Genomic DNA, 22,842 nt, shown 5'->3' on the forward strand with positions numbered 1-22,842 from the left:
ACTTTCCGATATGCGAAAGCGTTCGGATGGGGGGAGGACGAACCGGGCCTGGTATGAGCGAAAAAGCAATCTCATCGCCGTTTTTCGACCAGAGGCGTCTGTCTGCGTGGCTGAACCTTCAGGCGCCGGAGGTCGGGGACGTTGAATCCGTCGAACGATTCGCAGGTGGCCAGTCTAATCCAACGTTTGCACTGCATGCCGCCGGCGGACGCTATGTCTTACGTCGGAAGCCGCAAGGCGCGCTGCTCAGGGGTGCGCACGCCGTAGAACGCGAAGCTCGGGTGCAGAGCGCGTTGTACGCGGCAGGATTTCCAGTGCCGCGCATCATTGCCACCTGCGAAGATGCGGGCGTCGTAGGATCGCCGTTCTACGTAATGGCGCTCGTGGAGGGGCGGATGTTTTGGGAGTCGTCCTTTGCGGCGGCGTCGCCGAGCGAGCGGCCGTTGCTCTTCGATGCGATGAACGCCACGCTCGCGCGGTTGCACGCGATCCGACCGGGGGACGTGGGTCTCGGTGACTATGGTCGGCCTGACCGATATGTCGAGCGCCAGATCGCCCGCTGGTCGGCGCAGTATCGCGCGGATGGCGGCGCCGGGCGGGTGCCGGAACTCGAAGCGCTTGCCGCATGGTTGCCGACGGCGGTGCCTAAAGATGAAGAAACCGCGATCGTCCACGGCGATTTTCGCGTTGATAATCTGATTTTTGCGCCTGACCGGCCCGAGATTGTCGCGGTAATCGACTGGGAACTATCGACGCTGGGGCATCCGATCGCGGATTTCGCCTACCATCTCATGATGTATCGGTTGCTACCGAGCTTTCCTGGCGGCCTGCTCGGTGTCGATATCTCGGCAGCGAGGCTTCCGACAGAAGCTAGTTATGTGGAGCGCTATAGCGAGCGTACCGGGCGCAAAGGCGTCGCCGATCTTGATTTCTACCTTTGTTATAACCTGTTCCGCTTCGCAGCGATCATTCACGGCATCAAGGGTCGAATGCTGCGCGGTAACGCTTCGTCGGCGGAGGCGGGTCGCCTGGTCGAGCAACTTCCAACGATTGCTCGCCTCGCTCATGAACAGGGTGTTCGTGCCGGAATGCCCGCGTGACCGAGCGTGTCCAGACGCGCGATGGTGAACTCGCGCTCGACCGGTTGGGACCGGAGACCGCGCCAGTGGTCGTCCTGCTGCACGGAGGCGGGCAGACGCGGTATAGCTGGTCGGGGGCCGCGGAGCAGCTTGCGGCAAACGGCTATCATGTGCTCAATTTCGATGCGCGGGGGCATGGCGAGAGCGCCTGGGCATCGGACGGCTGCTACACCCTCGATGCCAGAGCCGAGGATTTGCGCGCTATCCTTGGTGACGCGCCCGTTTATGCTCTGATCGGTGCCTCGTTGGGCGGTGCGACCGCGATCCATGCGGTCGCGCTTGGCCTGCGCCCACAAGCGTTAGTGCTTGTCGACGTCGTTCCCAATGCCGAGCGCGCCGGGATCGAACGCATCCGGCGCTTCATGCTTTCGGCGCCCGACGGCTTCGCCTCACTCGACGAGGCGGCCGATGCCGTCGCGGCGTATAATCCCGAGCGCCCGCGACCCCGCGATCCCGAAGGGCTGCGCCGCAACCTGCGCCTACGAGACGATGGCCGACTTCACTGGCATTGGGATCCGGCGATCCTCGGCGACGAAAAAGCGACAATGCGATCGGTGCTTGCGGCATCGAGCCGCAGGCTTGCCGAAGTGGCAGATCTACGGACGCTGCTGGTGCGGGGTCTGCGCAGCGATGTTGTAAGCGACGCGAGCGTTGCGGCGTTTCGGGAGATGCTGCCGTCGCTCGAAGTCTTCAATGTAGCAGGCGCTGGCCACATGGTTGCGGGCGACCGTAACGACGCGTTCAATACCGCCGTTCGCGCTTATCTGGAGAAGCACATGCCACCGCTAGCACGGGTCGCTCTATGACCGCGCCATTCGATTGCAGCGGACGGGTTGCGCTGGTCACCGGGGCATCGTCGGGTATCGGTCGGCGCTTCGCGACTATCCTGGCGCAGGGTGGCGCTGCGGTCGTGGTCGCAGCGCGCCGCGCGGACATGCTCGCCGAGTTGGAGGCGGAGATCCTAGCCGCCGGTGGCCGTGCGCGGGCGGTGGCGATGGACGTCGCTGACGAGACATCGGTGATCGCGGCGTTCGATGCGGCAGCCGCTGCCTTCGGCCCGGTCGACACGGTGATCGCAAATGCCGGGATGAACGCCCCTGGCAGCGCGCTCGGCCTGGACGTTGATGCGCTCGACCGACTGTTGTCGGTGAACGTGCGGGGCGTATTCCTGACTGCGCGTGAGGGCGCGCGGCGGATGGTGGCGGCCGGTTCGAGCGAGCACGGTCGCGGGCGGATCGTGCTGGTCTCGTCGATAACCGGCGCCTGGGTACCGACAGGCACAGCCGCCTACGCCGCGTCGAAGGCGGCTGTGAATCAGATGGGTCGTGCGCTGGCAAACGATTGGGCCGGAAAAGGGATCAACGTCAACGTCCTCGCGCCGGGCTATATGATGACTGAGTTGACCGATGACATGTGGGAGTTGCCGATGGGCCAGAAACTGCTGGCGCGCTTTCCACGTCGCCGCATTATGTCGGCAGCGGCGCTCGATCCGATGCTGCTCTATCTGGCATCGGACGCGAGCGCTGAAGTGACCGGCTCCGTATTCACCATCGACGACGGTCAGACGCTGTGAGCGCGCGTGCCGAGGAGATCGCAGGCCGGGTCGAGGCCTTCGTGCGCAATACGGTGGCACCGTTCGAGCGCGATCCACGCTGCGGCGCGCACGGACCCTCCGAAGATCTGGTGGCCGAGTTGCGCGGGCTTGCACGAACGGCGGGCGTACTCACGCCGCATATCTTGCCTGGCGGAGAGCATTTGCATCACCGTGAAGTGGCGATCGTGCTTCGCAAGGCCGGGCTCTCGCCGCTCGGGCCCGTCGCGGTCAACGTCGCGGCGCCAGACGAGGGCAACATGTATCTGCTCGGCGCGCGCGCAACCGATGAGCAGAAGGCACGCTTCCTCGCGCCACTGATCGCCGGTGAGGCGCGATCGGCGTTCTTCATGACCGAACCGGCTGTCGAGGGCGGCGCGGGCAGCGACCCTTCGATGATGCAGACGACGGCCATGCGCGACGGCAACCACTGGCGGATCGACGGGCACAAGGCTTTCATCACGGGTGCGGACGGAGCGCGCGTCGGAATCGTGATGGCGAAGGCCGACGAAGGCGCCTGCCTGTTCCTGGTCGACCTGCCCGATCCCGCGATCCGGATCGAACGCGTGCTCGACACGATCGACAGCTCGATGCCCGGCGGTCACGCGATCGTTGCGATCGACGGGCTGCGTGTGCCTGCCGACCAGATGCTTGGCGAGCCTGGCGATGGGTTCAAGCTTGCGCAGGTGCGGCTCGCCCCGGCACGCCTGACGCACTGCATGCGGTGGCTGGGCGCCTGCACACGGGCGAACGAGATCGCAGTCGACTATGCGAACCGCCGCCACGCGTTCGGCAAGCCGCTGGTCGATCACGAGGGCGTCGGTTTCATGCTGGCCGAGAACCTGATCGATCTGAAACAGGCCGAACTGGTGATCGACTGGTGTGCCGGCGTGCTCGATGGCGGATCGCTGGGCACCGCGGAAAGCTCTATGGCGAAGGTTGCGGTGTCCGAGGCGTTGATGCGGATCGCCGACCGGTGTGTCCAGGTGATGGGCGGTACGGGGGTCAGCGGCGACACGATCGTCGAGCAGGTGTTTCGCGAGGTCCGCGCGTTTCGCATCTACGACGGACCGACCGAAGTTCACAAATGGAGCCTTGCGAAGAAGATCAAGCGCGACTGGAAAGCGGCGCAGGCATGACGACGGGCGATGTCGTGATCGTTGGTGCGGGCCACGCCGGCGCGGCCTGCGCGATCACCCTACGGCAACAAGGTTTCTTGGGATCCGTCCACGTCATCGGGGCCGAGAACGAGCTGCCTTACGAACGACCGCCACTGTCGAAGGAGTATCTGCAGGGCGACAAGCCGTTCGACCGGATGCTGATCCGCCCGCCCGGCTTCTGGCGCGACCGTGATATCGTGTTCCAGCTCGGAACTCGGGTTACCACGGTCGATCCTGACGCCCGCACGGTTCGAACCGATGCCGGCGATATCATCGGATTCGGCGATCTCGTGTGGGCGACCGGCGGCGAGCCGCGTCGGTTGACCTGCGACGGCCATGATCTGGCGGGCGTGCACACCGTCCGCACCCGAGCCGATGCCGATCGCATGCGCAGCGAACTGCCCGGTGTCGAGCGCGTGGCGGTGATCGGCGGCGGGTATATCGGTCTCGAAGCCGCGGCGGTCATGGCGAAGGCTGGCAAGTCGGTCGTGCTGCTCGAGGCACTCGACCGCGTGCTGTCACGTGTGGCGGGGGCCGCGTTGTCGGACTTCTTCGAAGGCACGCACTGCGCGCACGGTGTCGATGTCCGCGTCGGAACGATGGTCGAATGTCTGCTCGGCTCCGGGCGCGTCGAGGGCGTGCGACTGGTCGGCGGTGAAGTCATCGCGGCCGATCTGGTCGTCGTGGGTGTCGGCATCGTGCCCGCAGTCGACCCGTTGCTGGCGGCGGGTGCAGAGGGCGGAAACGGCGTACGCGTCGACGCGCAGTGTCGCACGACCCTGCCGCATGTCTTCGCGATCGGCGATTGCGCGCTCCACGCCAACCGCTTCGCCGACGGGGCGGCGATCCGGCTGGAGTCGGTGCAGAATGCCAACGATCAGGCGACGGTGGCCGCTCGCGCGATCGTCGGCCATGCGATCGACTATGACGTCGTGCCGTGGTTCTGGTCGAACCAGTATGACCTCAAACTCCAGACGGTCGGGCTGTCGTCCGGGCATGACGTCGCGGTGGTCCGCGGCGATCCGCAGACCGGCAGCTTCGCGGTCGTCTATCTCAAGGACGGGGCAGTGATCGCGCTCGACTGCGTCAACGCGGTCAAGGACTATGTCCAGGGACGCAAGCTGGTCGAAGGTCGGGTGCGCGCCGATCCGGCGGCGCTGGCCGATTTGACCGTGCCGCTAAAGACGTTAGCCCAGGAACAAGGATCTCAACCATGACCGATGCCCTGATCATCGATGCCGTCCGTACGCCACGCGGCATCGGCAAGGCCGGCAAGGGCGCGCTTGCCCATATGCATCCACAGCATCTGGCGGCGACTGTGCTGCGGGCGATAGCGGAGCGCAATGCGATCGACACGGCGGACGTTGACGACATCATCTGGTCGACCTCGACGCAGCGTGGCTTACAGGGCGGCGATCTCGGGCGGATGGCGGCGCTCGATGCGGGCTACGATATCAAGGCATCGGGGGTGACGCTCGATCGCTTCTGCGGCGGCGGCATCACTTCGGTCGCCCTGGCGGCGGCGCAGATCATGAGCGGGATGGAAGACCTGGTCATCGCCGGCGGGACCGAAATGATGAGCTACACCGGTGCGGTCGCCGCCGAGGACATGGCCGAGGGCAAGCCGGCGACGCTGATGGGATCGCATAATGCCCGCCTCGATGCCGCGCACCCGCAGTCGCACCAGGGCGTGTGCGGCGATGCGATCGCATCGATCGAGGGCATCAGTCGTGAGGACCTCGACGCATTCGGGCTCGACAGCCAGCGCAAGGCTGCGCGCGCGATCGCCGAAGGAAGGTTCGAGAAGTCGGTCGTGCCGGTGATCAACGACGACGGGACGGTCGTGCTCGACCGCGACGAATATCCGCGACCCGAGACCACGTCGGAAGGTTTGGCGCAATTAAAGCCCGCGTTCGCCGGCCTCGCCGACTGGGCATTCGACGACAGCGGCACGACGTTCCGCCAGCAAATCAACCGGCGGTATCCCGACGTCGATATCCGGCCGGTCCATCACGCCGGCAACTCGTCAGGCGTGGTCGATGGAGCCGCAGCGCTATTGCTGGCGTCGCCCGACTATGCGGCGCAGCATGGCCTGAAGCCGCGCGCACGGATCGTCGCGACCGCGAATATTGGCGATGATCCCACGCTGATGCTCAACGCCCCTGTGCCGGCGGCCCGGAAAGTGCTGGCGAAGGCCGGGTTGACCAAGGACGACATCGACCTGTGGGAGATCAACGAGGCCTTTGCGGTCGTCGCCGAGAAGTTCATTCGCGATCTCGAGCTCGATCGGTCTAAGGTGAATGTGAATGGCGGATCGATCGCCCTTGGTCATCCGATCGGTGCGACGGGCGCGATCCTGATCGGAACGGTGCTCGATGAGCTTGAACGTACCGGCGGGCGCTACGGCCTTGTGACCATGTGCGCAGCGGGCGGCATGGCGCCTGCGATCATCATCGAACGAGTTTGAAGGGCTGGCACATGAACATTTCGAACGACATCGCCGCGGTGGTGACCGGCGCCGCATCGGGCCTGGGCGCAGCGACCGCGCGGGCGTTGGCGGCCAAGGGCGCAAAGGTCGCAATCTTCGACTTGCAAGCGGAAAAAGGCGCGGCGCTGGCAGCCGAGATCGGCGGCGTGTTCTGCGAAGTAGACGTGACATCGGACGACAGCGTTGACGCGGGCTTCGCCAAGGCGCGCGCGGCGCACGGGCAAGAGGCGGTGCTGGTGTGCTGCGCTGGCACCGGCAACGCGATCAAGACTGCCAGCCGCGCGAAGGAAGACGGGAGCATCAAGCACTTCCCGCTCGACGCGTTCGAGCGGATCATCCAGATCAACCTGCTCGGCACGTTCCGCTGCGTCGCGAAATCCGCGGCGGGGATGCTGACGCTTTCACCTGGCAAGGATGGTGAGCGCGGCGCCATCGTCATGACGGCAAGCGTCGCAGCAGAGGATGGTCAGATGGGACAGGCGGCCTATTCGGCGTCGAAGGGCGGCGTCGCCGGCATGACGCTGCCGATCGCGCGCGACCTGATGAGCGAGGGCATTCGCGTCAACACCATCCTGCCGGGCATCTTCGCGACCCCGCTGATGCTCGGGATGGGCGACAAGGTCGTCGACGCCCTGTCGGCAACCGTGCCGTTCCCCAAGCGGCTGGGCGATCCGGCCGAGTTCGCGCATCTGGCGGTGACGATGATCGAGAACGGATATTTCAACGGTGAGCGCGTCCGCCTCGACGGCGCGATCCGCATGGCGCCTCGCTAACCCAAAGCGCGCGACGCGACCGCAAGCGCGGTCAGATGGAAAACAGCTTCGCTAGGCTCGTCATGCGCGCGCTGACGTCGGCGATCCGATCGTCGTCGAACCGCGCTTCGAAGTCGCTGGCGGTCAGCCCATAAAGCGGGCGTCCGTCGCCGCCCGATATGATGACGCCGATCGACACGATGCCGGGATACAGCGTTCCGCGATCGATGCCGTACCCCGTCTCGCGCGCCGTGCGAACCTGTTCGACATAGTCGTCGGCGCTGATCGGGCCCTCCCACCTCAGTTTCCTGAACGCCGCGCGAAGCTGGGGATCGGTCATCTTGAGATATGCCGCCATTGCGCGACCGACAGCGCCCATCATGATCGGCAGGCGCTGTTTCACCGGCATGTCGAGCCGCATCGGCTGATCCGATACCGCCCGTTCGATCAGGATCATGCGGTCGGGTGTCGCCTGCCATATCCCGACCAGGCACGATGTCTCGGTTGCGAGACGATTGAGTTCGGGCCTGATCTCGGCGACCAAGCTGTGTCCCAGAAGCTTGCGAGACAGCGTGAGCAGTCCGCCGCCAAGCGCATAGGTCTTTGACGGCTCATCGAAGTTAACCAGCTTCTCGACTACCAACGTCCGCAGGATGTTGAATGCTGTCGATGGGTTGATCTTGGTCTCCCGCGCCAATGCGCTGACGCCCATCGGTTTGTCGCTGACCTCGAGCGCGTGAAGCAGCTTGACCGCCTGTACGACCGCTCCCACGAGCTTGACATTGCTATCGTCCGGATTGCCCATGCGGCATCGCTATTGGCTGGAGCAGGTTCGGTCAATTAGGGCGGCCTCGCCAGCGGCCTGCTTTGCCGTGCTCGTCAGCCCGGTGCGCGGCAGCGCGCGTGCGGGCGCGGGGGAAGCCGATACATACACCATCTTTCTCATGTCGGAATGTCATTCTCTATTGTTGACACGGTTCGTCAGGCATGTGACGTTTGTCTCCTGATCGGACCTGGTGGGCCGGTCGAGACGGAAAAAATCGAGAGCGGACGTTATGGTGGCCAGCAAGCCTGTGGCGCTGGCAAGCTGCAAACGATCCGATCCGGCGAGAGGATGGATCGCATGCACACTTCCAGCACGGCCGAAGTCGACATTCCGTCGCACGTGCGCCCCGAGCAGGTTCACACCTTCGATATCTACAGCGATCCCCGACTGCTAAAGGATGTCCACACCGGCTACCGCGCTTTGCAGCTCGAAGCGCCAGAGATTTTTTTCACGCCGCGCAACGGCGGCCATTGGATGGTGACCCGCTACGACCTGATCGAGACGGTCATCAAGGACACCAACAATTTTTCGAATCGCGAACTCGAAGTTCCGAAAACGCGCAGCCCGTTCGTCGCCATTCCGATCAACCTCGATCCCCCCGAGCATACGCCGTACCGCAAGATGCTCATGCGGCATTTCACACCGCGAATGGTCGCCGATCTCGAAACGCAAATGCATGACTGGGCGACGCGGCTGATCGACAAGGTCTATGATGCGGGGACGTGCGACTTCGCCGAGCAGCTTGGCGCGCTCTATCCGGTCACGATCTTCATGGAACTGGCCGGTTTGCCTCTCGATCGCTACGTGGAGTTCCGCGAGATCGTAACGGAATTTTTCAGTCACATCACCAAAGAGCGTCGTATCGAACTGCAGCGGCAGATTTTTTTCGAACTCGAGACGGTGTTCCGAGCGCGTATGGAGAAGCCGCGCGACGACCTGTTCAGCCGGCTCGTCGCCGAAGAGATCGACGGGCGGAAGCTGACGATGGACGAGCTCCTGTCGATCGGCTTTCTGCTCTTCGTGGCGGGTCTGGACACCGTCGCCAATGCGCTCACCTTCGCCTTTCACTTTCTGGCACAGCATCCGGAGATCCAGGACCGCCTGATCGCCGATCCGGCAGCGATCCCTAAATTCGTTGACGAGGCGATGCGCCGTTTCCCGGTGACCAACGGTGTGCGCGAGATTCGAAACGACATCGAGCTTGGCGGGGCTCAGCTGCGAGCGGGCGAAATGATCGTTGCCCCGATGACGCTAGCCGGGCTCGACGATAGGCGTAACCCGGATCCGGAAAGTTTCGACATCGATCGCCAGCGTCGCCAACACATCAGCTTCTCGACCGGTCCGCATCTTTGTCTCGGTCACTATCTCGCCAAGGCGGAGATGCGCATCTTCATCGGTGAGTTTCTGCGCCGCATCCCGCGCTTCGAACTTGCGGACGGCTTCGTGCCAAAGTTTCGTGCCGGCATCGTGATGGCGCTCGAAACGCTACCGATCACGTGGCGGGCAGCGCCTGAGACCTGATCATCACCTGCATCACGCGGAGCCGCGACTTCGCTATTCAGAATGATATTCTTTTAGCGGAATATCCGTTTTGGGGTTTCCAATGTTTTTTGACCCGGCAGCAGTGAATGTAATTGGCGAGCAGATCATTGGCGGCCGCGTGCCGGGCGAGCGCTCAGCGGAGGTCGTCAGTCCATCGGATCACGAAACGATGCGTTCCATGACCTGGGCGTCCGACGCGCAGGTCGACCTGGCCGTGACGACTGCGCGCGCCGCTTGGTCCGAAAGCGGCTGGGGGCGGGCGGGACCACGCGAACGTGCCGCCGTGCTCACGCGCTTCGCCGATTTGGTCGATGCAAATGCCGAAGAGCTCTGCCGTTTGGAATCGCTAGTTTCCGCCCGCATCTATTCGGAGGCGATGGCTCGCGACGTGAAGGTGGTCTCGGGCGTGCTGCGGTACTTCGCCGAATACGCTGACAAAGTGGACGGCAGCGTCACGCCGACACCGCGCAATTCGCTTTCTCTGACGGTTCACGAGCCGCACGGCGTGGTCGCGGCGATTTCGCCGTGGAATTTTCCGATGATCTTAGCCGCGTGGAAGTTCGCGCCGGCGCTCGCTGCCGGCAACGCGGTCGTCCTGAAGCCATCCGAGATGACTCCGTTCAGTGCGGCGCGGATTGCCGAGCTCGCAGTCGAGGCAGGGTTGCCTCTGGGCCTGTTCAACGTCGTACAGGGGGACGCGTCGGTGGGGGCGGCGCTCGTTAGCCATCCCGGCGTCGATTACGTAACTTTCACTGGATCAAGCGCGACAGGCGCGCGCATCATGGCAGATGCGGCGATGACGGGACTGAAGCCGGTCAGCCTGGAGCTCGGCGGCAAGGGGCCGCAGCTCGTGTTCGATGATGCCGGCGAGATCGATCGGCTAGCGAGGATGATCGCGCGCGGGATCACCTACAATTCTGGTCAGGTTTGCTTCGCGGGATCGCGGCTGATCGTGCAGCGCGGGATCGCCGACGAATTGCTTGACGCGGTCGCAAGGGTGATGCGCGACTTTCGCGTCGGGGCGACGTGGGATGAGGCGACGACGATGCCGCCGATCATCAACGCGAAGCAGGCGAAGCGGATCGACGACATCGTCCGCGCCGGGATCGCCGACGGAGCGACCGCGCTGTGCGGGGCGGCGCCGGTCGAGCATCCCGATGGCGCGTTCTATGCCCCTACCATCCTGCGCGGCCTGCCGAGCGACAGCCGCGCGCTGCGGGAAGAGATATTCGGGCCCGTCCTAGCGGTGCAGGAATTCGACGATCCCGACGAAGGCGTCGCGCTCGCCAACCACGCCGACTACGGTCTGACGGCGTCGGTGCACACCCGAGACATCAATCGCGCGTTCGAAGCCGCGCGCGCGATCGAGAGCGGAACCGTGTGGATCAACGACTGGGGGCGCCGCACTGACTTCACCGCACCGTTCGGCGGCTACAAGCGCTCGGGCCTGGGCAAGGACATGGGGCGCGCAGGCTTCGAGAAATATTTGAAGACCAAAGCGATCTGGGTCGAATTCGCATGATCGCGCGCTCTTTAGGAGATTTGCGATGCCGTTAGCCCAGATAACGCTGGTCGAAGGTGCGTCCGAAAGTCAGAAGCGCGCGCTGATCGCGAAGATCACCGACGCGATCGCCGAGAGCCTCGACCAGCCGCCGCAGGCGGTGCGGGTTCTGCTGAACGAAATCCCGGCGGCGCACTGGGGCGTGGCGGGCGTATCGATGAAAGACCGCGCAACGTGAGGTTCGGCGAGGTCATCAACGATCCCCCGAGCCCGGCCTACCGCAGCTATGTGCTCGGCGTGTTCGCCGTCGTCTATGCGCTCAACTTCATCGACCGCCAGATCGTCAGCGTCTTGGCACTCGACCTGAAGCGCGATCTCGGTCTCAGCGACGCCGATCTGGGATTTCTGTACGGAACCGCCTTCGGCGTTTTCTACGCGCTGTTCGGTATTCCTATGGGGCGGCTGGCGGACAGCTGGAACCGCGTGCGGCTGACCACACTCGGTCTCGCCTTGTGGTCGGCGATGACGATGGTGTCGGGCTTCGCGCGTAACGGGATACAGTTGACTGCGGCACGGATCGGCGTCGGAATTGGCGAGGCGACAGCCAGTCCCTGCGCCTATTCGATCCTGTCCGACTATTTTCCCCGTGAAAAGCGCGCGACCGCTCTCGCGACCTACTCGGCGGGCATGTATGTCGGCGCCGGGCTGTCGCTGTTCATCGGCGCCGAAGTGCTAAAGCGCTGGAACGCGGCCTTTCCCGATGGTTGGCACGGGATCGTTGGTTGGCAGGCGACCTTCATGATCGTTGGCGTGCCGGGGCTGCTGCTTGCGGTGTTGGTTGCGACGCTGAAGGAACCGGTGCGCGGCCTGTCCGACGATCTCGTCGCGCCGCCGTCGCCGCATCCTTTCCGGGCGTTCGGCGAGGAACTGGTGACGATGCTGCCGCCGCTCACGCTGATCGGCGCGGCGCGGCGGGGGGCGGGTGCCCTGGTCGCCAACATTGCCGGCGGCGCCGCGATTGCCGTAATCGCGTGGGCGCTGATCGCTTGGACAGGCAATATTCTGCAGTGGGTCGCCGTCGCTACCGGCGTCTATGCGGTGTTCAGTTGGGTATCCGCACTCAGGACGCGCGACTATCCGGCATTCGCGCTAATCTGGAAAACGCCCTCCTTCTTGCTGCTCGCTATCGGGCATGGACTGACGTCGTTCGTGAATTATGCGGTGATTTTCTGGTCGCTGCCTTATGCCGAAGGCGTGCTGGGTGCAGAGAAGTCGACTGCCGGTCTCATCATCGGCGGTGCGGGCGCCGCGGGAGGGTTCTTGGGGTTGATGGCCGGCGGGCGAATGGCGGACCATCTGCGCAAGACTAACCCGGCGGGGCGTGTGCTGGTCGTCATCGCCGGTGCTACGATCCCCTTCGTGCCGCTGACGATCAGCTTCACCACCGACAGCCTAATGCTGTTCTATGTGCTTCATTTACCGATGGTCGGGCTTGCAAGCATCGGCCTGGGGGCGTCGGGTGCGACGACGCAGGATCTGGTGTTGCCGCGTATGCGCGGGCTTGCGACTGCGACCTTCTTTCTGTCGATCACGATGATCGGGCTGGCGCTGGGCCCGTACAGTGTCGGCCGCATCTCGGCACTGACCGGCAGCCTGTCGACGGGTGTGCTGTCGTTGATGGCGGTGTTGCCGGTTTCGACGACCTGCTTGATTCTGCTCTATTTCAACCTCCCGCGCGCCGAGGCCAGCGTCGTCGAGCGCGCGCGCCGGGCGGGGGAGGCGATATGAGGTCCAAGATCCGCTCCAGTCCGACTGCCGCGCTCGACGGCATTTTGCGCGACGGCATGACGATCATGTCGGGCGGCTTTGGACTGTCCGGCAACCCCGAAAGCCTGATCGATATCGTGCGCATGTCGGGCGTGCGCGACTTAACCGTCATATCGAACAACGCCGGCGCCGACGGGTTTGGATTGTGGCACTGGTTGAACGGCGGTCAGGTGCGCAAAATGATCTCGTCCTATGTTGGAGAGAACAAGCTTTTCGAGCGCCTGTACCTGTCTGGCGAACTGGAGCTTGAACTCAACCCGCAAGGTACGCTTGCCGAACGCATCCGCGCAGGCGGGAGCGGAATACCGGCCTTTTATACAAGGACCGGCGTCGGCACCGTCGTTGCGGAAGGGAAACCGGTCGAGGAATTCGATGGCGAGCTGTACGTTCGTGAACGTTGGCTGCGCGCCGACCTGGCGATCGTGAAGGCGTGGAGGGCCGATCCGGCGGGCAACCTGATTTTCAGGAAGACCGCGCGCAACTTCAACCCGATGATGGCAACCGCGGCGACGATCACCGTTGCGGAGGTGGAGGAGATCGTCGAGCCCGGCGCACTCGCGGCCGATTTCGTCCACACGCCTGGTATCTACGTTGATCATATCGTTCTCGCGACGATCAACGAGAAGCGGATCGAGCGCCTGACCGAGCGCGATCCGGAGGTGAATAAATGAGCTGGACCCGTGACCAGATGGCGGCGCGCGCGGCGCGCGAGTTGACCGACGGCGCCTATGTGAACCTCGGTATCGGCATCCCGACGCTCGTCGCCAACCATGTGCCGGCCGGCTTCGATGTCACCTTCCATTCCGAAAACGGCATGCTCGGCATCGGGCCGTTTCCGCTGAAGGGTGAGGCCGATCCCGATCTCATCAACGCTGGCAAGCAGACCGTCACCGAACTCCCGACGACCAGCTTCTTCTCGTCTGCGGACAGCTTCGCAATGGTGCGCGGCGGGCACATCGACCTGACGGTTTTGGGCGCGATGCAGGTCGCGCAGAACGGCGACATCGCCAACTGGACGATCCCCGGCAAAATGCTGAAGGGGATGGGCGGCGCGATGGATCTGGTCGCGGGTGTGAAGCGCATCGTCGTCGTGATGGAGCACGTGTCGAAGGATGGCTCGCCCAAACTATTAAGACGCTGCACGCTGCCATTGACGGGAGCGGGGGTGGTCGACCTCGTGATTACAGACCTCGCCGTCTTCGCGTGCGATGCGCAGGCCGCTCGCCTCACGCTGATCGAACTGGCGCCCGAGGTCGCGATCGACGCGGTCACCGCCGCGACCGAAGCGGAATTTACGGTCGCCCTGACGGCTTGACCAGACATATCCGGAGACGAACATGACCCAGTACGACGCCTCCCTAGGGCTTTATATAGCAGGCGAATGGCGCCGCGGTGGCGGGCGCGACACCCACGTCCTGCTCGATCCGTCGAGCGGCAAGCCGCACGCGGAACTGCCACTCGCCACAGCGCAGGATCTCGACGACGCGCTCGACGCCGCCGAGCGCGGTTTCCGAGCGTGGCGTGTCACGCCCCCCGAACAGCGCGCTGCGGTCCTTATGAAGGCCGCGACGCTGCTGCGAGAGCGCGCCGACCGCATCGCCACCATCGCGACGCTCGAACAGGGTAAGCCCAAGGCGGAGGCGCTAGGCGAGATCGGCCTAGCCGCAACGCTGTGGGAATTTCATGCAGGCGAGGCGCAGCGCATCTATGGCCGCGTTCTCCAGCGTCCGCTCGGCACTCGGTCGATGGTACTGCAGCAGCCGGTGGGACCGGTGGCGGCGTTCTGCGCATGGAATTTTCCAGCGCTCAATCCGATCCGTAAGCTTGGACCGGCGATTGCCAGCGGTTGCTCGATCATCCTGAAGCCCAGCGAGGAAACCGCCGGCTCCGCGATCGAGGTATTTCGCTGCCTTCAGGACGCAGGGCTCCCCGGCGACGTCGCGCAGTGCGTGTTCGGCGTGCCGGATATGGTATCCCGCCATCTTCTGGCGTCGCCGGTCACCCGCAAGCTGAGCTTCACCGGATCGGTGCCGGTCGGCAAGCAGCTCATGCGCCTCGCCGCCGACACGATGATGCGGACGACGATGGAACTGGGCGGGCACGGCCCCGTGCTGGTGTTCGACGACTGTGATCTCGACAAGACGCTCGATCTGCTGGTCGCGAACAAGTTTCGCAATGCGGGCCAGGTCTGTATCGCGCCCACTCGCTTCTACGTGCAGGACGGTATTTACGACCGGTTCGCGGCCGGCTTCGCCGAACGCGCTCGCGCGCTGAAGATCGGGCACGGTCTGGAAAGCGGTACTCAGATGGGACCGATGGCCAATCCGCGCCGCCCGGAGGCGATCGCTGCCATGGTCGATGACGCCCGCGCCGCGGGAGCCCGCGTGTTGGCCGGCGGCGATGTGCAAGGCGCGGACGGCGGGTTCTTCTTTACGCCGACCGTGCTGGCCGATGTGCCGACGATCGCGCGCGCGATGAACGAAGAGCCGTTCGGGCCGCTGGCGCTGCTGACGCCGTTCGCAACGATCGAGGAGGCGATCGAGAATGCGAATCGGCTGCCGTTCGGTCTCGCCGCCTACTGCTTTACGGAGAACGCCCGTCGACAGAACGTCCTGATGGAATCGATCGAGGCTGGCATGATCGGCATCAACAACGTCCGCCTGAGCTGGGCCGACTCTCCCTTCGGAGGAATGAAGGACAGCGGTTACGGGTCAGAAGACGGCCCAGAAGGTATCGCCGCGCATCTAGTAACGAAAACGGTTCACTCGATGTAGAGAAATTCTGAATGGAGAATATTATTCTCATTTCTTGACACGGCCGCTGGGACGCGGGATGACGGAGCCAGTGTCGCGTTTAGAAGCGGTTGGAGAGGTCCTGTGAGCGCAGTCCAGCGGATACGCGGCGGCATCGGTGCCGATGAGGAATATTGGCTGGCAATAGAGCGCGGCGAATTCCGCATCTCGCGGTGTCGCCATTGCAAGAGCTGGATGTGGCCGGCAAATTTCCGATGCGGCAAATGCGGATCGTGGGACATCGACTGGGAGCCGGTCGAGCCGATCGGTACCATCTACACCTGGACGCGCAATCATGCCGTGTCCGAGGCGCTCGCCGAGCGGCAGGCGGACCTTCCGTACGTTACGCTGCTAGTCGAATTGCCGCAGGCGGGCGGTGCACGAGTGGCTGGGGTGCTGGAGGGCGACGAGACTGCGTTGAAGATCGGCGCCCAGGTGCGAGGCCGAATACTGCCGCCGAGCGACAAGGCGAAAGGCTATGGCAGTGTCGTCTGGTCGATCGAAAGCGACGCGGCATGACTCGCTCGATGCGCGGCAGCGCGGCGATCGTCGGGATCGGACAGACGCCATATTACAAACGCGGCACCTCGCCGGACGCCGAGATGAAGCTTGCATTACGCGCGATCGTCTCGGCGTGCGACGATGCGGGGATCGACCCACGCGATGTCGACGGCTTCGTCTCCTACGGCTCGGAGCATAACACCGGGCAGAAGCTGGTCCCGGGGCTCGGCACACGCGAGTTGCGCTTCGGGGCGCTCGCATGGACGCACGGCGGCGGCATCCCGGCGGCGGTCGGCATTGCCGCGGCGGCGATCCACGCGGGTCAGGCCGACGTCGTCGCGGTCTATCGCGCAATGGCGGAGGGATCGAACCAGCGCCTACGCGTTGCGGTCACGCAAAACGACACCCCCGCGCAATTTCTCGTCAACGGTATCGACATGGTGATGCAGCGCTCGGCAATGCGCTCGCGGCGCATGATCGAGGTCGACGGCGTACCCGCTGAAACGCTCGAGACGATCGCGCGCGTCAGCTATTATCATGCGCAGAACAATTCCGGTGCTGTTGGCCACGGTCGGATGCTGACCCATGAGCAATATGCCGGGTCTCGCTTCATTTCAGAGCCGTATCATCTGTTCGACTGTTCGCGGGAAAACGATGGCGCAGCGGCGCTGATCCTCGTCTCTGCCGATCGCGCGCGGGACCTGAAGCAGAAACCCGCCTACGTTTTGTCCGTGCCGATGGGGGCAGGTGCCGACGGCGGCTCGCGCGAGGACAATCACGAACCCTACACCTCGGTAGGCATGATCGGGCTGGCGAAGCGGATGTGGGCCGAGAGTGGTTACGGCCCAGCGGACGTCGACGTCGCACAGATCTACGAAAATTTCACCGGAATGGCGGTGCAGTCGATTATCGATCACGGGTTCTGCACGGCTCAGACGGCAGGCGACTTCGTTACTTTCGACAACCTGATCGCGCCGTCGGGCTCGCTGCCGATCAACACCTCCGGCGGTAACATCGCTGACGGCTTCATCCACGGCATGGGCTCTATGGTGGAGGCGGTGCGCCAGATCCGCGGCACGTCGACCAATCAGGTGCCGGGCGCGAAGCTGTCGATGATGGCGGGCGGCCCAGGCGATTCGATGACGAGCACCGGGCTGTTCGGCGCTTTCGAGACATTGTGACGGAGCAGGCGTAATGGAAAAGACGACCGATACCCAGAGCCCGCCGCCGCGCAAGGTGGCAACGCTGGAGACGCTGAACGCCAGCCAGATCGCCGCCATCAGGGCGATACCGGAATACAATACCGTCCCGCCGCCGGTCCTGACGGAGACACGTCCGGTGTCGATTTTCCTCGACCAAGCGCGCTTTGATCAAGAACAGGCGAGCATTTTCCGTAAGTTGGCGGTGCCCGTAACTTTATCGGCGGCGCTGCCGGAACCAGGATCGGTGATCGGGCACGAGGGCTATGGTCTGCCGCTGATCGTTGCGCGGGCTAAGGATGGCAAGGTCCGGGCCTTTCTGAACGCCTGCAAACACAAAGGATCAAAGCTGGTCGAGGATTGCGCTCATCACAAGATGGCGCGCCTGACATGCCCGTATCATGCCTGGACCTACGGGCTTGACGGGCGGCTGTTGGCGGTCGCGCGCGGCGACGCCTTCGAAGCGATCGACAAGGCCGACTACGCATTGACCGAACTCGCCTGTCGCGAACACGGCGGGATCGTCTGGGTGTCGCTCAACCGTCACGCGGAACCAGATTTTTCTGCGTTGATGCCCGAGCTCGAGGACGATCTGAACGCCCTCGGGATTCCCGGTATGACGCTGTACGGGCGCAAGACTTTCCATGTGAAGGCCAACTGGAAACTGGTGCTCGAGCCGTTCATGGAGAGCTACCATGTGCCGCGACTTCACGCCGGTTCGATCGGTGAATTATTCGGTGACGTCACGCGCGTGATTGACCAATTCGGCCCGCACCAGCGTAAGATCGCCGGCAAGATCCGCTACAAGCCCGAGATGCTCGACTTGCCGGGTGAGAACATCCACAAGACCGTCACGCACGCCTATCAGATCTTTCCGAACGCGGTGCTCATCACCAGTCCCTATTACATGAGCTTCATGACGTTGATGCCCAAGGCGCCGGGCGAGACGATCGTCGAATATTTCAATCTTGTGCCGGGCGAGGCACCCAACGAAAAGGTCGCCGACCTCTACCGACGCTCATACGAACTCGTCCTCCACGTTTTCGGAAACGAGGATTTCCGTGCGGCCGAGATTAGCCATGCCGGTCTTGCCTCAGGCGCTCTCGACGTCGTGACCTACGGCGGCATGGAGAATACGATCCCGATGTATTACGAGCAGCTCGAAGCGCGGCTATGACGCACAACGGGCTGCTGCACGACGGGCTTGCGTACGGCGCGCGGCGCGATCCCGACAAGGTGTTCGGATCGGTTGACGGTGACGTAGTACGCTATGGCGAACTGGCCCGATGGAGCGACGGTGTCGCCGCGCATTTACAGGACAGGGGCGTGCAGGCAGGCGACACCGTCGCGCTCGCGGGGGGCAATTCGCTGGCTTGGATGGCCGCCGCTTTTGCGATCCTGAAATGCGGCGGGATCATCGTCCCGGTTAACGATCGCTACGTCGCCGACGAGGTCGACTATCTGATCGGCTTTACAGAACCGCGCGTGGTCATGGCTGACGACGCCCGCCGTGCGATCGTCGCTCAGACACGCTGCGACGTGCCGGTGATTGCACTTGAAGCGCTGGAAACCTTTCGCGATGGCCCACCACTCGGTTGGCGCGAGGTGCGTACGTCGTCCGATGCGGTGGCGATGGTGATCTTCACCAGCGGATCGACCGCGCGCCCCAAGGGCGCGATGATGACGCACGGCAATTACCTCGCGAAATTTCTCGAGATGATGCTGCTCGATACCAGGCTAGGGCCCGACACGCGGGCGCTTATGCCGCTCGGGCTGCATTCCTCGCCGGGCCTGCCGTGGGGCATATTATTCACCGCTACGCTCGGCGCGACGTTATACGTTACTAAGAAATATCGTGCCGACGAAACGCTTGCGACGCTGCGCGATGCACGCGTGACCTTCTTCATCGGCGCGCCGATGATCTTCGACCAGATTGCCAAGCTTCCTGATTTTGCCGCAGCCGATCTGTCAGCACTCCGTTTCGCGCGATGCGGCGGAGCTACGCTCAATCCTGCGACGGCTGCGGCCTGGCGCGCCAAGGGAGTTGTCGTTCGCGGGCTATACGGCATGACGGAGATGGGCGGCGGATCGCTGATTGCGAGCGAGGAGGAAGCGCTCGTCGCGCCGGACAGCTGCGGACGCGGCCTTACTTTCACTCGCTTCCGGATCGTGCGCCCCGATGGCGGCGACTGCGCACCAGGCGAGCCCGGCGACATCCTGCTTCGCGGTCCCGGCATGATGGCTGGCTACTGGCGAGATCCAGAAGCGACGGCGGCCACCATCATAGATGGCTGGCTGCATACCGGCGATGTCGGCGCGGTCGATGAGGATGGATATTTCCGCTTTGTCGATCGGTCGAAGGAGATCATCAAATCCGGCGGTTTCAATATCTCCCCGACGGAAATCGAGGCCGTCTTGGTCGAAATAGACGGTGTGATCGAAGCGGCGGTGTTCGCCGTCGGCGACGACAAATTCGGCGAAGTCCCGTTCGCGTCACTGTGTGTCAGCGCCGAGATCGAACCGGGTCACGTGATCGAGCGCTGTCGTGGCAAGCTCGCCGCATTCAAGCTGCCGCGCTATGTCTTGGTCGATCGCGCGCCGCTGCCCCGGCTTGCAAATCAAAAGCTCGACCGACGGACGCTGAAGGCGCTCTTTGCGGATCCTGCACGGCGACCAAGCCGCATCGACTAGTCCGTGTAATTCTCTATAGAGAATATCATTTCAAGTTAGTTGACACGTGCTGTCGTTGTTGACACTCCTATTCAATCCGGTGCCGCACCGGCGCGTGACGGGGCTCTAAAAGTGTCCGGCGCAAAAAAATGGCGAGTACTCGCCGTTGGGGAGGATTGAGAATGACGCACCGAATCCGTCGATCGATGCTGACCTTGAGCGTCGCTACCGCAGCGTTGATGAGCATCCCCGCGGCGGCGCAGGACACGCCCTCGCGTCCAACCGCTGCAGATGAGGAACAGGCTAGTGCGGTCGAACGCGACATCATCGTCACGGCGCGCCGGCGAGATGAAACGTCGATAGCGGTTCCGGTTGCAATTACGGCGGTTAGCGGTGAGCAATTGGCGCAGCGCGGCATCGCTTCGGTCGATGCGCTCGCGCGTGCGGTCCCGACGCTCATCACGTCCGAGGCGACCTCGTCACCACAAGGCGGCATCGTAGCGATCCGCGGCCTGTCAGGCGTTGATGCGAACCCGTTCGGGGATCAGGCAGTATCGTTCAACATCGATGGCGTCGGCGTCGCGCGCTCGTCGGTGCGTCGCCTAAGCCAGATGGACATCGCGCAGATCGAGGTCCTCAAAGGGCCGCAGGCACTGTTTTTTGGCAAGAACTCGCCCGGCGGCGTCATCTCGGTCCGATCTGCCGATCCCACCCGCACGTTACAGGCGGGCGCGACCGTCGGCTATGAGTTCGAGGCCGATGAACTGCGTACCGAAGGCTACGTTTCCGGGCCGCTCGGGGATACACTCGGGTTTCGCATCGCCGGCTATTACGACCGCATGGAAGGCTATGTTGACAACATTGCTCCCGCGACCGGAACGGGCGTTTATGCTCCGTTCGATCGCCGCGCTCCAAATGGCGACGAATTCGCGGTCCGCGGCACGCTGAAATGGGACCCGACCGATCGCTTCAACGCACGTTTAAAAATTTCGTACAACAAGGCGGACGGATCGGGTTCGACTGATCTTCTGCAATATTTTAATTGTCCGCTTGGCGTGCCGCAGGGGAGCTCTGCACCCGAGAACTGCAAGGCAGACGACAAGGTCACGACGTCCGACAACATCGGGCCGAATTTTGTCAACGCCGATCCTCGGTACGGTGGAAATGAGACGTTCCTCAAGTCAGACCAGACGCTCGGCGGCCTTGAGTTGAACTATGACGTCACGGGTGATCTGACGCTGTCGTCGATCACCGGCTATTACAAAGCGAACAACAGCTATGTCGGCAACTTCACCGCGACTTTCGCCGATACCGGAGTGCTACCTCGCGTATTCCTTCCCGCCTACGCCCGGCTCGACATCCGCGAGATCACACAGGAATTGCGCCTGACGTCGAATTTCGACGGTCCGGTCAACTTCATGTTCGGTGGCCTGTACCAGGATACGAGCGCGAACGTGGAAGCCACGGTCTATTTCAACGCGCAGACGCCCGTCTTTTCGTCAAACTATCAGTATCGGCAGGACGGCACGGCGCATTCCGTGTTCGGTCAGGCACAGGTCAAGTTTACACCCACCCTCGAGTTGTCGGGTGGTGCGCGTTACTCTTACGAGCGCAAGCGGCTGCCGATCTGGCGCACGGGTATCGCCGGGGCACCGCGCACGCTACTCGACATTGACGGACCGCGTGAAGTTTCCTTCAACAATCTTTCGCCGGAGGCCACGCTGAGCTGGCGCCCATCCAATCGGTTGACCGTTTATGGTGGGTATAAGGAAGGCTTTCTGTCGGGCGGATTTAACGCGACACAGCCGGCCACGGTGGCGGGGTCGAGTGCAAGCCGACGTACATCACTAATCGATCCGCGCTATGATCAGCAGCTGATCCAAGGGTTCGAAGGTGGCGTGAAGACGGCGCTGCTGGATAACAGCCTGCGCTTGAACCTGACCGGCTACACCTATCGCACGATCGGTTTGCAAGTGGCGACACTCGTCGGGCTGCAACAGGAATTGCGAAACGCCGGGTCGGTGCGGACGAAAGGCGTTGAATTTGATTTCAGCTACCGCACCCCGTTGCGCGGTCTGTCGCTATATGGCGCGGTCGCGTACGAAGACGGTAAGTATACCGATTATCAGGCTACCTGCTATCGCGGGTTGTCCGCACCCCGTTGCTCCACCCAGGTCAACCGATTCACGCGCTCGACCGGATTGTTCAACGATCTTTCGGGAACGCAGCTGGTACGCGCGCCTGACTGGACCGGGAACTTTGGAGCGGATTTCGTGTCGCAGCCGATCGGCGCGTTCAAGATCGGTCTTTCGGGTAATTACACCTTTTCGGACAGCTTTTTCACCGATGTCATTTCGGCGCCGGGGGGGCGACAGAAAGCCTATGACCTGATCGATGCCGGCATCCGAGTGATGGACAAGAGCGAAAGGTTCGAGATTGCCCTGCTTGGCAGAAATCTAGGCAACACCTACTATTTCACGCGTTCGGCCGACAATCCGTTCTCGGGTTCGGCGCCGGGCGGGACGGGGACGCTCCTTGGCGACACGGTTGGTGTGCCGAGTCGGGGTCGCGAGATCTGGCTGCGCACGACCGTCAGATTCGGCGGAGGGCGCTGATCGGGGGCGGCCGTGCTGACGCCGTCGCGGCGTTCCCTGTCTGCGACCGGGCTGACGATGCCGGCGGCCAAGCGTCTATTTCGTCAGGCGATTGCGCATCGCGGGGCGATGTTTGATGCGCACACGCCGGAAACCGTCCCGCCGATGACGGACACGATTATGGCCTAGTATTGAGCTTGGGCCAAATGAATCCGATGCGCTGGCGAAGCTGCCGATGGCGGCGATCTAGCCGAAGCTGC

The 22,842-nt window shown here is 63.4% G+C and carries 20 protein-coding genes; 19 read left to right on the top strand and 1 reads right to left on the bottom strand.

Annotated elements, in window-relative coordinates; translation table 11 throughout:
• Positions 1–53: 53 nt before the first annotated feature.
• From JW805_15140 to JW805_15170, 7 genes are read left to right on the top strand one after another with little or no spacing between them, the layout of a single operon-like run.
• A complete protein-coding gene (locus JW805_15140) occupies positions 54–1,100 on the top strand; it encodes a phosphotransferase family protein (GenBank protein MBN2973343.1) in 1,047 nt (348 codons plus the stop codon).
• Positions 1,097–1,945 carry an alpha/beta fold hydrolase gene (locus JW805_15145; GenBank protein MBN2973344.1) on the top strand — a complete coding sequence of 283 codons (849 nt, stop codon included), beginning with the start codon at positions 1,097–1,099 and terminating at the stop codon, positions 1,943–1,945. The genes JW805_15140 and JW805_15145 overlap by 4 nt, the downstream gene beginning before the upstream one ends.
• On the top strand, positions 1,942–2,712 hold the full coding sequence (locus JW805_15150) for an SDR family NAD(P)-dependent oxidoreductase (protein MBN2973345.1): 771 nt from the start codon (positions 1,942–1,944) through the stop codon (positions 2,710–2,712). Before JW805_15145 ends, JW805_15150 begins: the two co-directional genes overlap by 4 nt.
• A complete protein-coding gene (locus JW805_15155; protein ID MBN2973346.1) occupies positions 2,682–3,869 on the top strand; it encodes an acyl-CoA dehydrogenase family protein in 1,188 nt (395 codons plus the stop codon). The genes JW805_15150 and JW805_15155 overlap by 31 nt, the downstream gene beginning before the upstream one ends.
• The gene (locus JW805_15160; GenBank protein MBN2973347.1) at positions 3,866–5,107 is read left to right on the top strand and encodes an FAD-dependent oxidoreductase; all 1,242 of its coding nucleotides are present in this window, start codon (positions 3,866–3,868) and stop codon (positions 5,105–5,107) included. The genes JW805_15155 and JW805_15160 overlap by 4 nt, the downstream gene beginning before the upstream one ends.
• On the top strand, positions 5,104–6,357 hold the full coding sequence (locus JW805_15165) for an acetyl-CoA C-acetyltransferase (protein MBN2973348.1): 1,254 nt from the start codon (positions 5,104–5,106) through the stop codon (positions 6,355–6,357). The genes JW805_15160 and JW805_15165 overlap by 4 nt, the downstream gene beginning before the upstream one ends.
• 11 nt (positions 6,358–6,368) lie before the next feature.
• A complete protein-coding gene (locus tag JW805_15170) occupies positions 6,369–7,151 on the top strand; it encodes an SDR family NAD(P)-dependent oxidoreductase (GenBank protein MBN2973349.1) in 783 nt (260 codons plus the stop codon).
• Between the two features lie 31 nt (positions 7,152–7,182).
• Here the strand turns inward: JW805_15170 and JW805_15175 are convergent, their stop codons facing one another.
• Complete coding sequence (locus JW805_15175; protein MBN2973350.1) at positions 7,183–7,935, bottom strand: IclR family transcriptional regulator; 753 nt, start codon at positions 7,933–7,935, stop codon at positions 7,183–7,185.
• A 147-nt stretch (positions 7,936–8,082) separates the two neighbouring features.
• On the opposite strand from JW805_15175, the gene JW805_15180 reads away from it, so the two are divergent.
• The 12 genes from JW805_15180 to JW805_15235 all read left to right on the top strand — a co-directional run bounded on the left by JW805_15180 (position 8,083) and on the right by JW805_15235 (position 22,603).
• Complete coding sequence (locus JW805_15180; GenBank protein ID MBN2973351.1) at positions 8,083–9,477, top strand: cytochrome P450; 1,395 nt, start codon at positions 8,083–8,085, stop codon at positions 9,475–9,477.
• A 190-nt stretch (positions 9,478–9,667) separates the two neighbouring features.
• Complete coding sequence (locus JW805_15185) at positions 9,668–11,020, top strand: aldehyde dehydrogenase (GenBank protein ID MBN2973352.1); 1,353 nt, start codon at positions 9,668–9,670, stop codon at positions 11,018–11,020.
• A 25-nt stretch (positions 11,021–11,045) separates the two neighbouring features.
• Complete coding sequence (locus JW805_15190) at positions 11,046–11,237, top strand: 2-hydroxymuconate tautomerase family protein (protein ID MBN2973353.1); 192 nt, start codon at positions 11,046–11,048, stop codon at positions 11,235–11,237.
• Positions 11,234–12,787 (top strand): MFS transporter, encoded by a 1,554-nt coding sequence (locus JW805_15195; protein ID MBN2973354.1) that lies wholly within the window; start codon positions 11,234–11,236, stop codon positions 12,785–12,787. Before JW805_15190 ends, JW805_15195 begins: the two co-directional genes overlap by 4 nt.
• The gene (locus tag JW805_15200) at positions 12,784–13,497 is read left to right on the top strand and encodes a CoA transferase subunit A (GenBank protein ID MBN2973355.1); all 714 of its coding nucleotides are present in this window, start codon (positions 12,784–12,786) and stop codon (positions 13,495–13,497) included. Before JW805_15195 ends, JW805_15200 begins: the two co-directional genes overlap by 4 nt.
• Positions 13,494–14,141, top strand: a complete 648-nt coding sequence (locus JW805_15205) for a CoA transferase subunit B (GenBank protein MBN2973356.1) — start codon at positions 13,494–13,496, stop codon at positions 14,139–14,141. Before JW805_15200 ends, JW805_15205 begins: the two co-directional genes overlap by 4 nt.
• A gap of 22 nt (positions 14,142–14,163) precedes the next feature.
• Positions 14,164–15,600: an NAD-dependent succinate-semialdehyde dehydrogenase gene (locus tag JW805_15210; protein ID MBN2973357.1), complete on the top strand. Its 1,437-nt coding sequence runs from the start codon at positions 14,164–14,166 to the stop codon at positions 15,598–15,600.
• A gap of 102 nt (positions 15,601–15,702) precedes the next feature.
• The gene (locus JW805_15215; GenBank protein ID MBN2973358.1) at positions 15,703–16,137 is read left to right on the top strand and encodes an OB-fold domain-containing protein; all 435 of its coding nucleotides are present in this window, start codon (positions 15,703–15,705) and stop codon (positions 16,135–16,137) included.
• Complete coding sequence (locus tag JW805_15220; GenBank protein ID MBN2973359.1) at positions 16,134–17,300, top strand: hypothetical protein; 1,167 nt, start codon at positions 16,134–16,136, stop codon at positions 17,298–17,300. Before JW805_15215 ends, JW805_15220 begins: the two co-directional genes overlap by 4 nt.
• A 13-nt stretch (positions 17,301–17,313) precedes the next feature.
• Positions 17,314–18,495, top strand: coding sequence for an aromatic ring-hydroxylating dioxygenase subunit alpha (locus JW805_15225; protein ID MBN2973360.1), 1,182 nt, complete (start codon positions 17,314–17,316; stop codon positions 18,493–18,495).
• Complete coding sequence (locus JW805_15230; GenBank protein MBN2973361.1) at positions 18,492–20,009, top strand: acyl--CoA ligase; 1,518 nt, start codon at positions 18,492–18,494, stop codon at positions 20,007–20,009. Before JW805_15225 ends, JW805_15230 begins: the two co-directional genes overlap by 4 nt.
• 185 nt (positions 20,010–20,194) lie before the next feature.
• Complete coding sequence (locus JW805_15235; GenBank protein MBN2973362.1) at positions 20,195–22,603, top strand: TonB-dependent receptor; 2,409 nt, start codon at positions 20,195–20,197, stop codon at positions 22,601–22,603.
• Positions 22,604–22,842 lie beyond the last annotated feature (239 nt).

Source organism: Roseomonas aeriglobus, from assembly GCA_016937575.1.
Classification (GTDB): Bacteria; Pseudomonadota; Alphaproteobacteria; order Sphingomonadales; family Sphingomonadaceae; genus Sphingomonas; species Sphingomonas aerigloba.

Coding starts and splice junctions, on each gene's coding strand:
- JW805_15225 (MBN2973360.1), top strand. CDS start 17,314: ATGGAAAAGACGACCGATACCCAGAGCCCGCCGCCGCGCAAGGTGGCA.
- JW805_15200 (MBN2973355.1), top strand. CDS start 12,784: ATGAGGTCCAAGATCCGCTCCAGTCCGACTGCCGCGCTCGACGGCATT.
- JW805_15170 (MBN2973349.1), top strand. CDS start 6,369: ATGAACATTTCGAACGACATCGCCGCGGTGGTGACCGGCGCCGCATCG.
- JW805_15180 (MBN2973351.1), top strand. CDS start 8,083: ATGTCATTCTCTATTGTTGACACGGTTCGTCAGGCATGTGACGTTTGT.
- JW805_15220 (MBN2973359.1), top strand. CDS start 16,134: ATGACTCGCTCGATGCGCGGCAGCGCGGCGATCGTCGGGATCGGACAG.
- JW805_15185 (MBN2973352.1), top strand. CDS start 9,668: ATGCGTTCCATGACCTGGGCGTCCGACGCGCAGGTCGACCTGGCCGTG.
- JW805_15140 (MBN2973343.1), top strand. CDS start 54: ATGAGCGAAAAAGCAATCTCATCGCCGTTTTTCGACCAGAGGCGTCTG.
- JW805_15150 (MBN2973345.1), top strand. CDS start 1,942: ATGACCGCGCCATTCGATTGCAGCGGACGGGTTGCGCTGGTCACCGGG.
- JW805_15235 (MBN2973362.1), top strand. CDS start 20,195: ATGCTGACCTTGAGCGTCGCTACCGCAGCGTTGATGAGCATCCCCGCG.
- JW805_15210 (MBN2973357.1), top strand. CDS start 14,164: ATGACCCAGTACGACGCCTCCCTAGGGCTTTATATAGCAGGCGAATGG.
- JW805_15205 (MBN2973356.1), top strand. CDS start 13,494: ATGAGCTGGACCCGTGACCAGATGGCGGCGCGCGCGGCGCGCGAGTTG.
- JW805_15160 (MBN2973347.1), top strand. CDS start 3,866: ATGACGACGGGCGATGTCGTGATCGTTGGTGCGGGCCACGCCGGCGCG.
- JW805_15165 (MBN2973348.1), top strand. CDS start 5,104: ATGACCGATGCCCTGATCATCGATGCCGTCCGTACGCCACGCGGCATC.
- JW805_15230 (MBN2973361.1), top strand. CDS start 18,492: ATGACGCACAACGGGCTGCTGCACGACGGGCTTGCGTACGGCGCGCGG.
- JW805_15190 (MBN2973353.1), top strand. CDS start 11,046: ATGCCGTTAGCCCAGATAACGCTGGTCGAAGGTGCGTCCGAAAGTCAG.
- JW805_15175 (MBN2973350.1), bottom strand. CDS start 7,935: ATGGGCAATCCGGACGATAGCAATGTCAAGCTCGTGGGAGCGGTCGTA.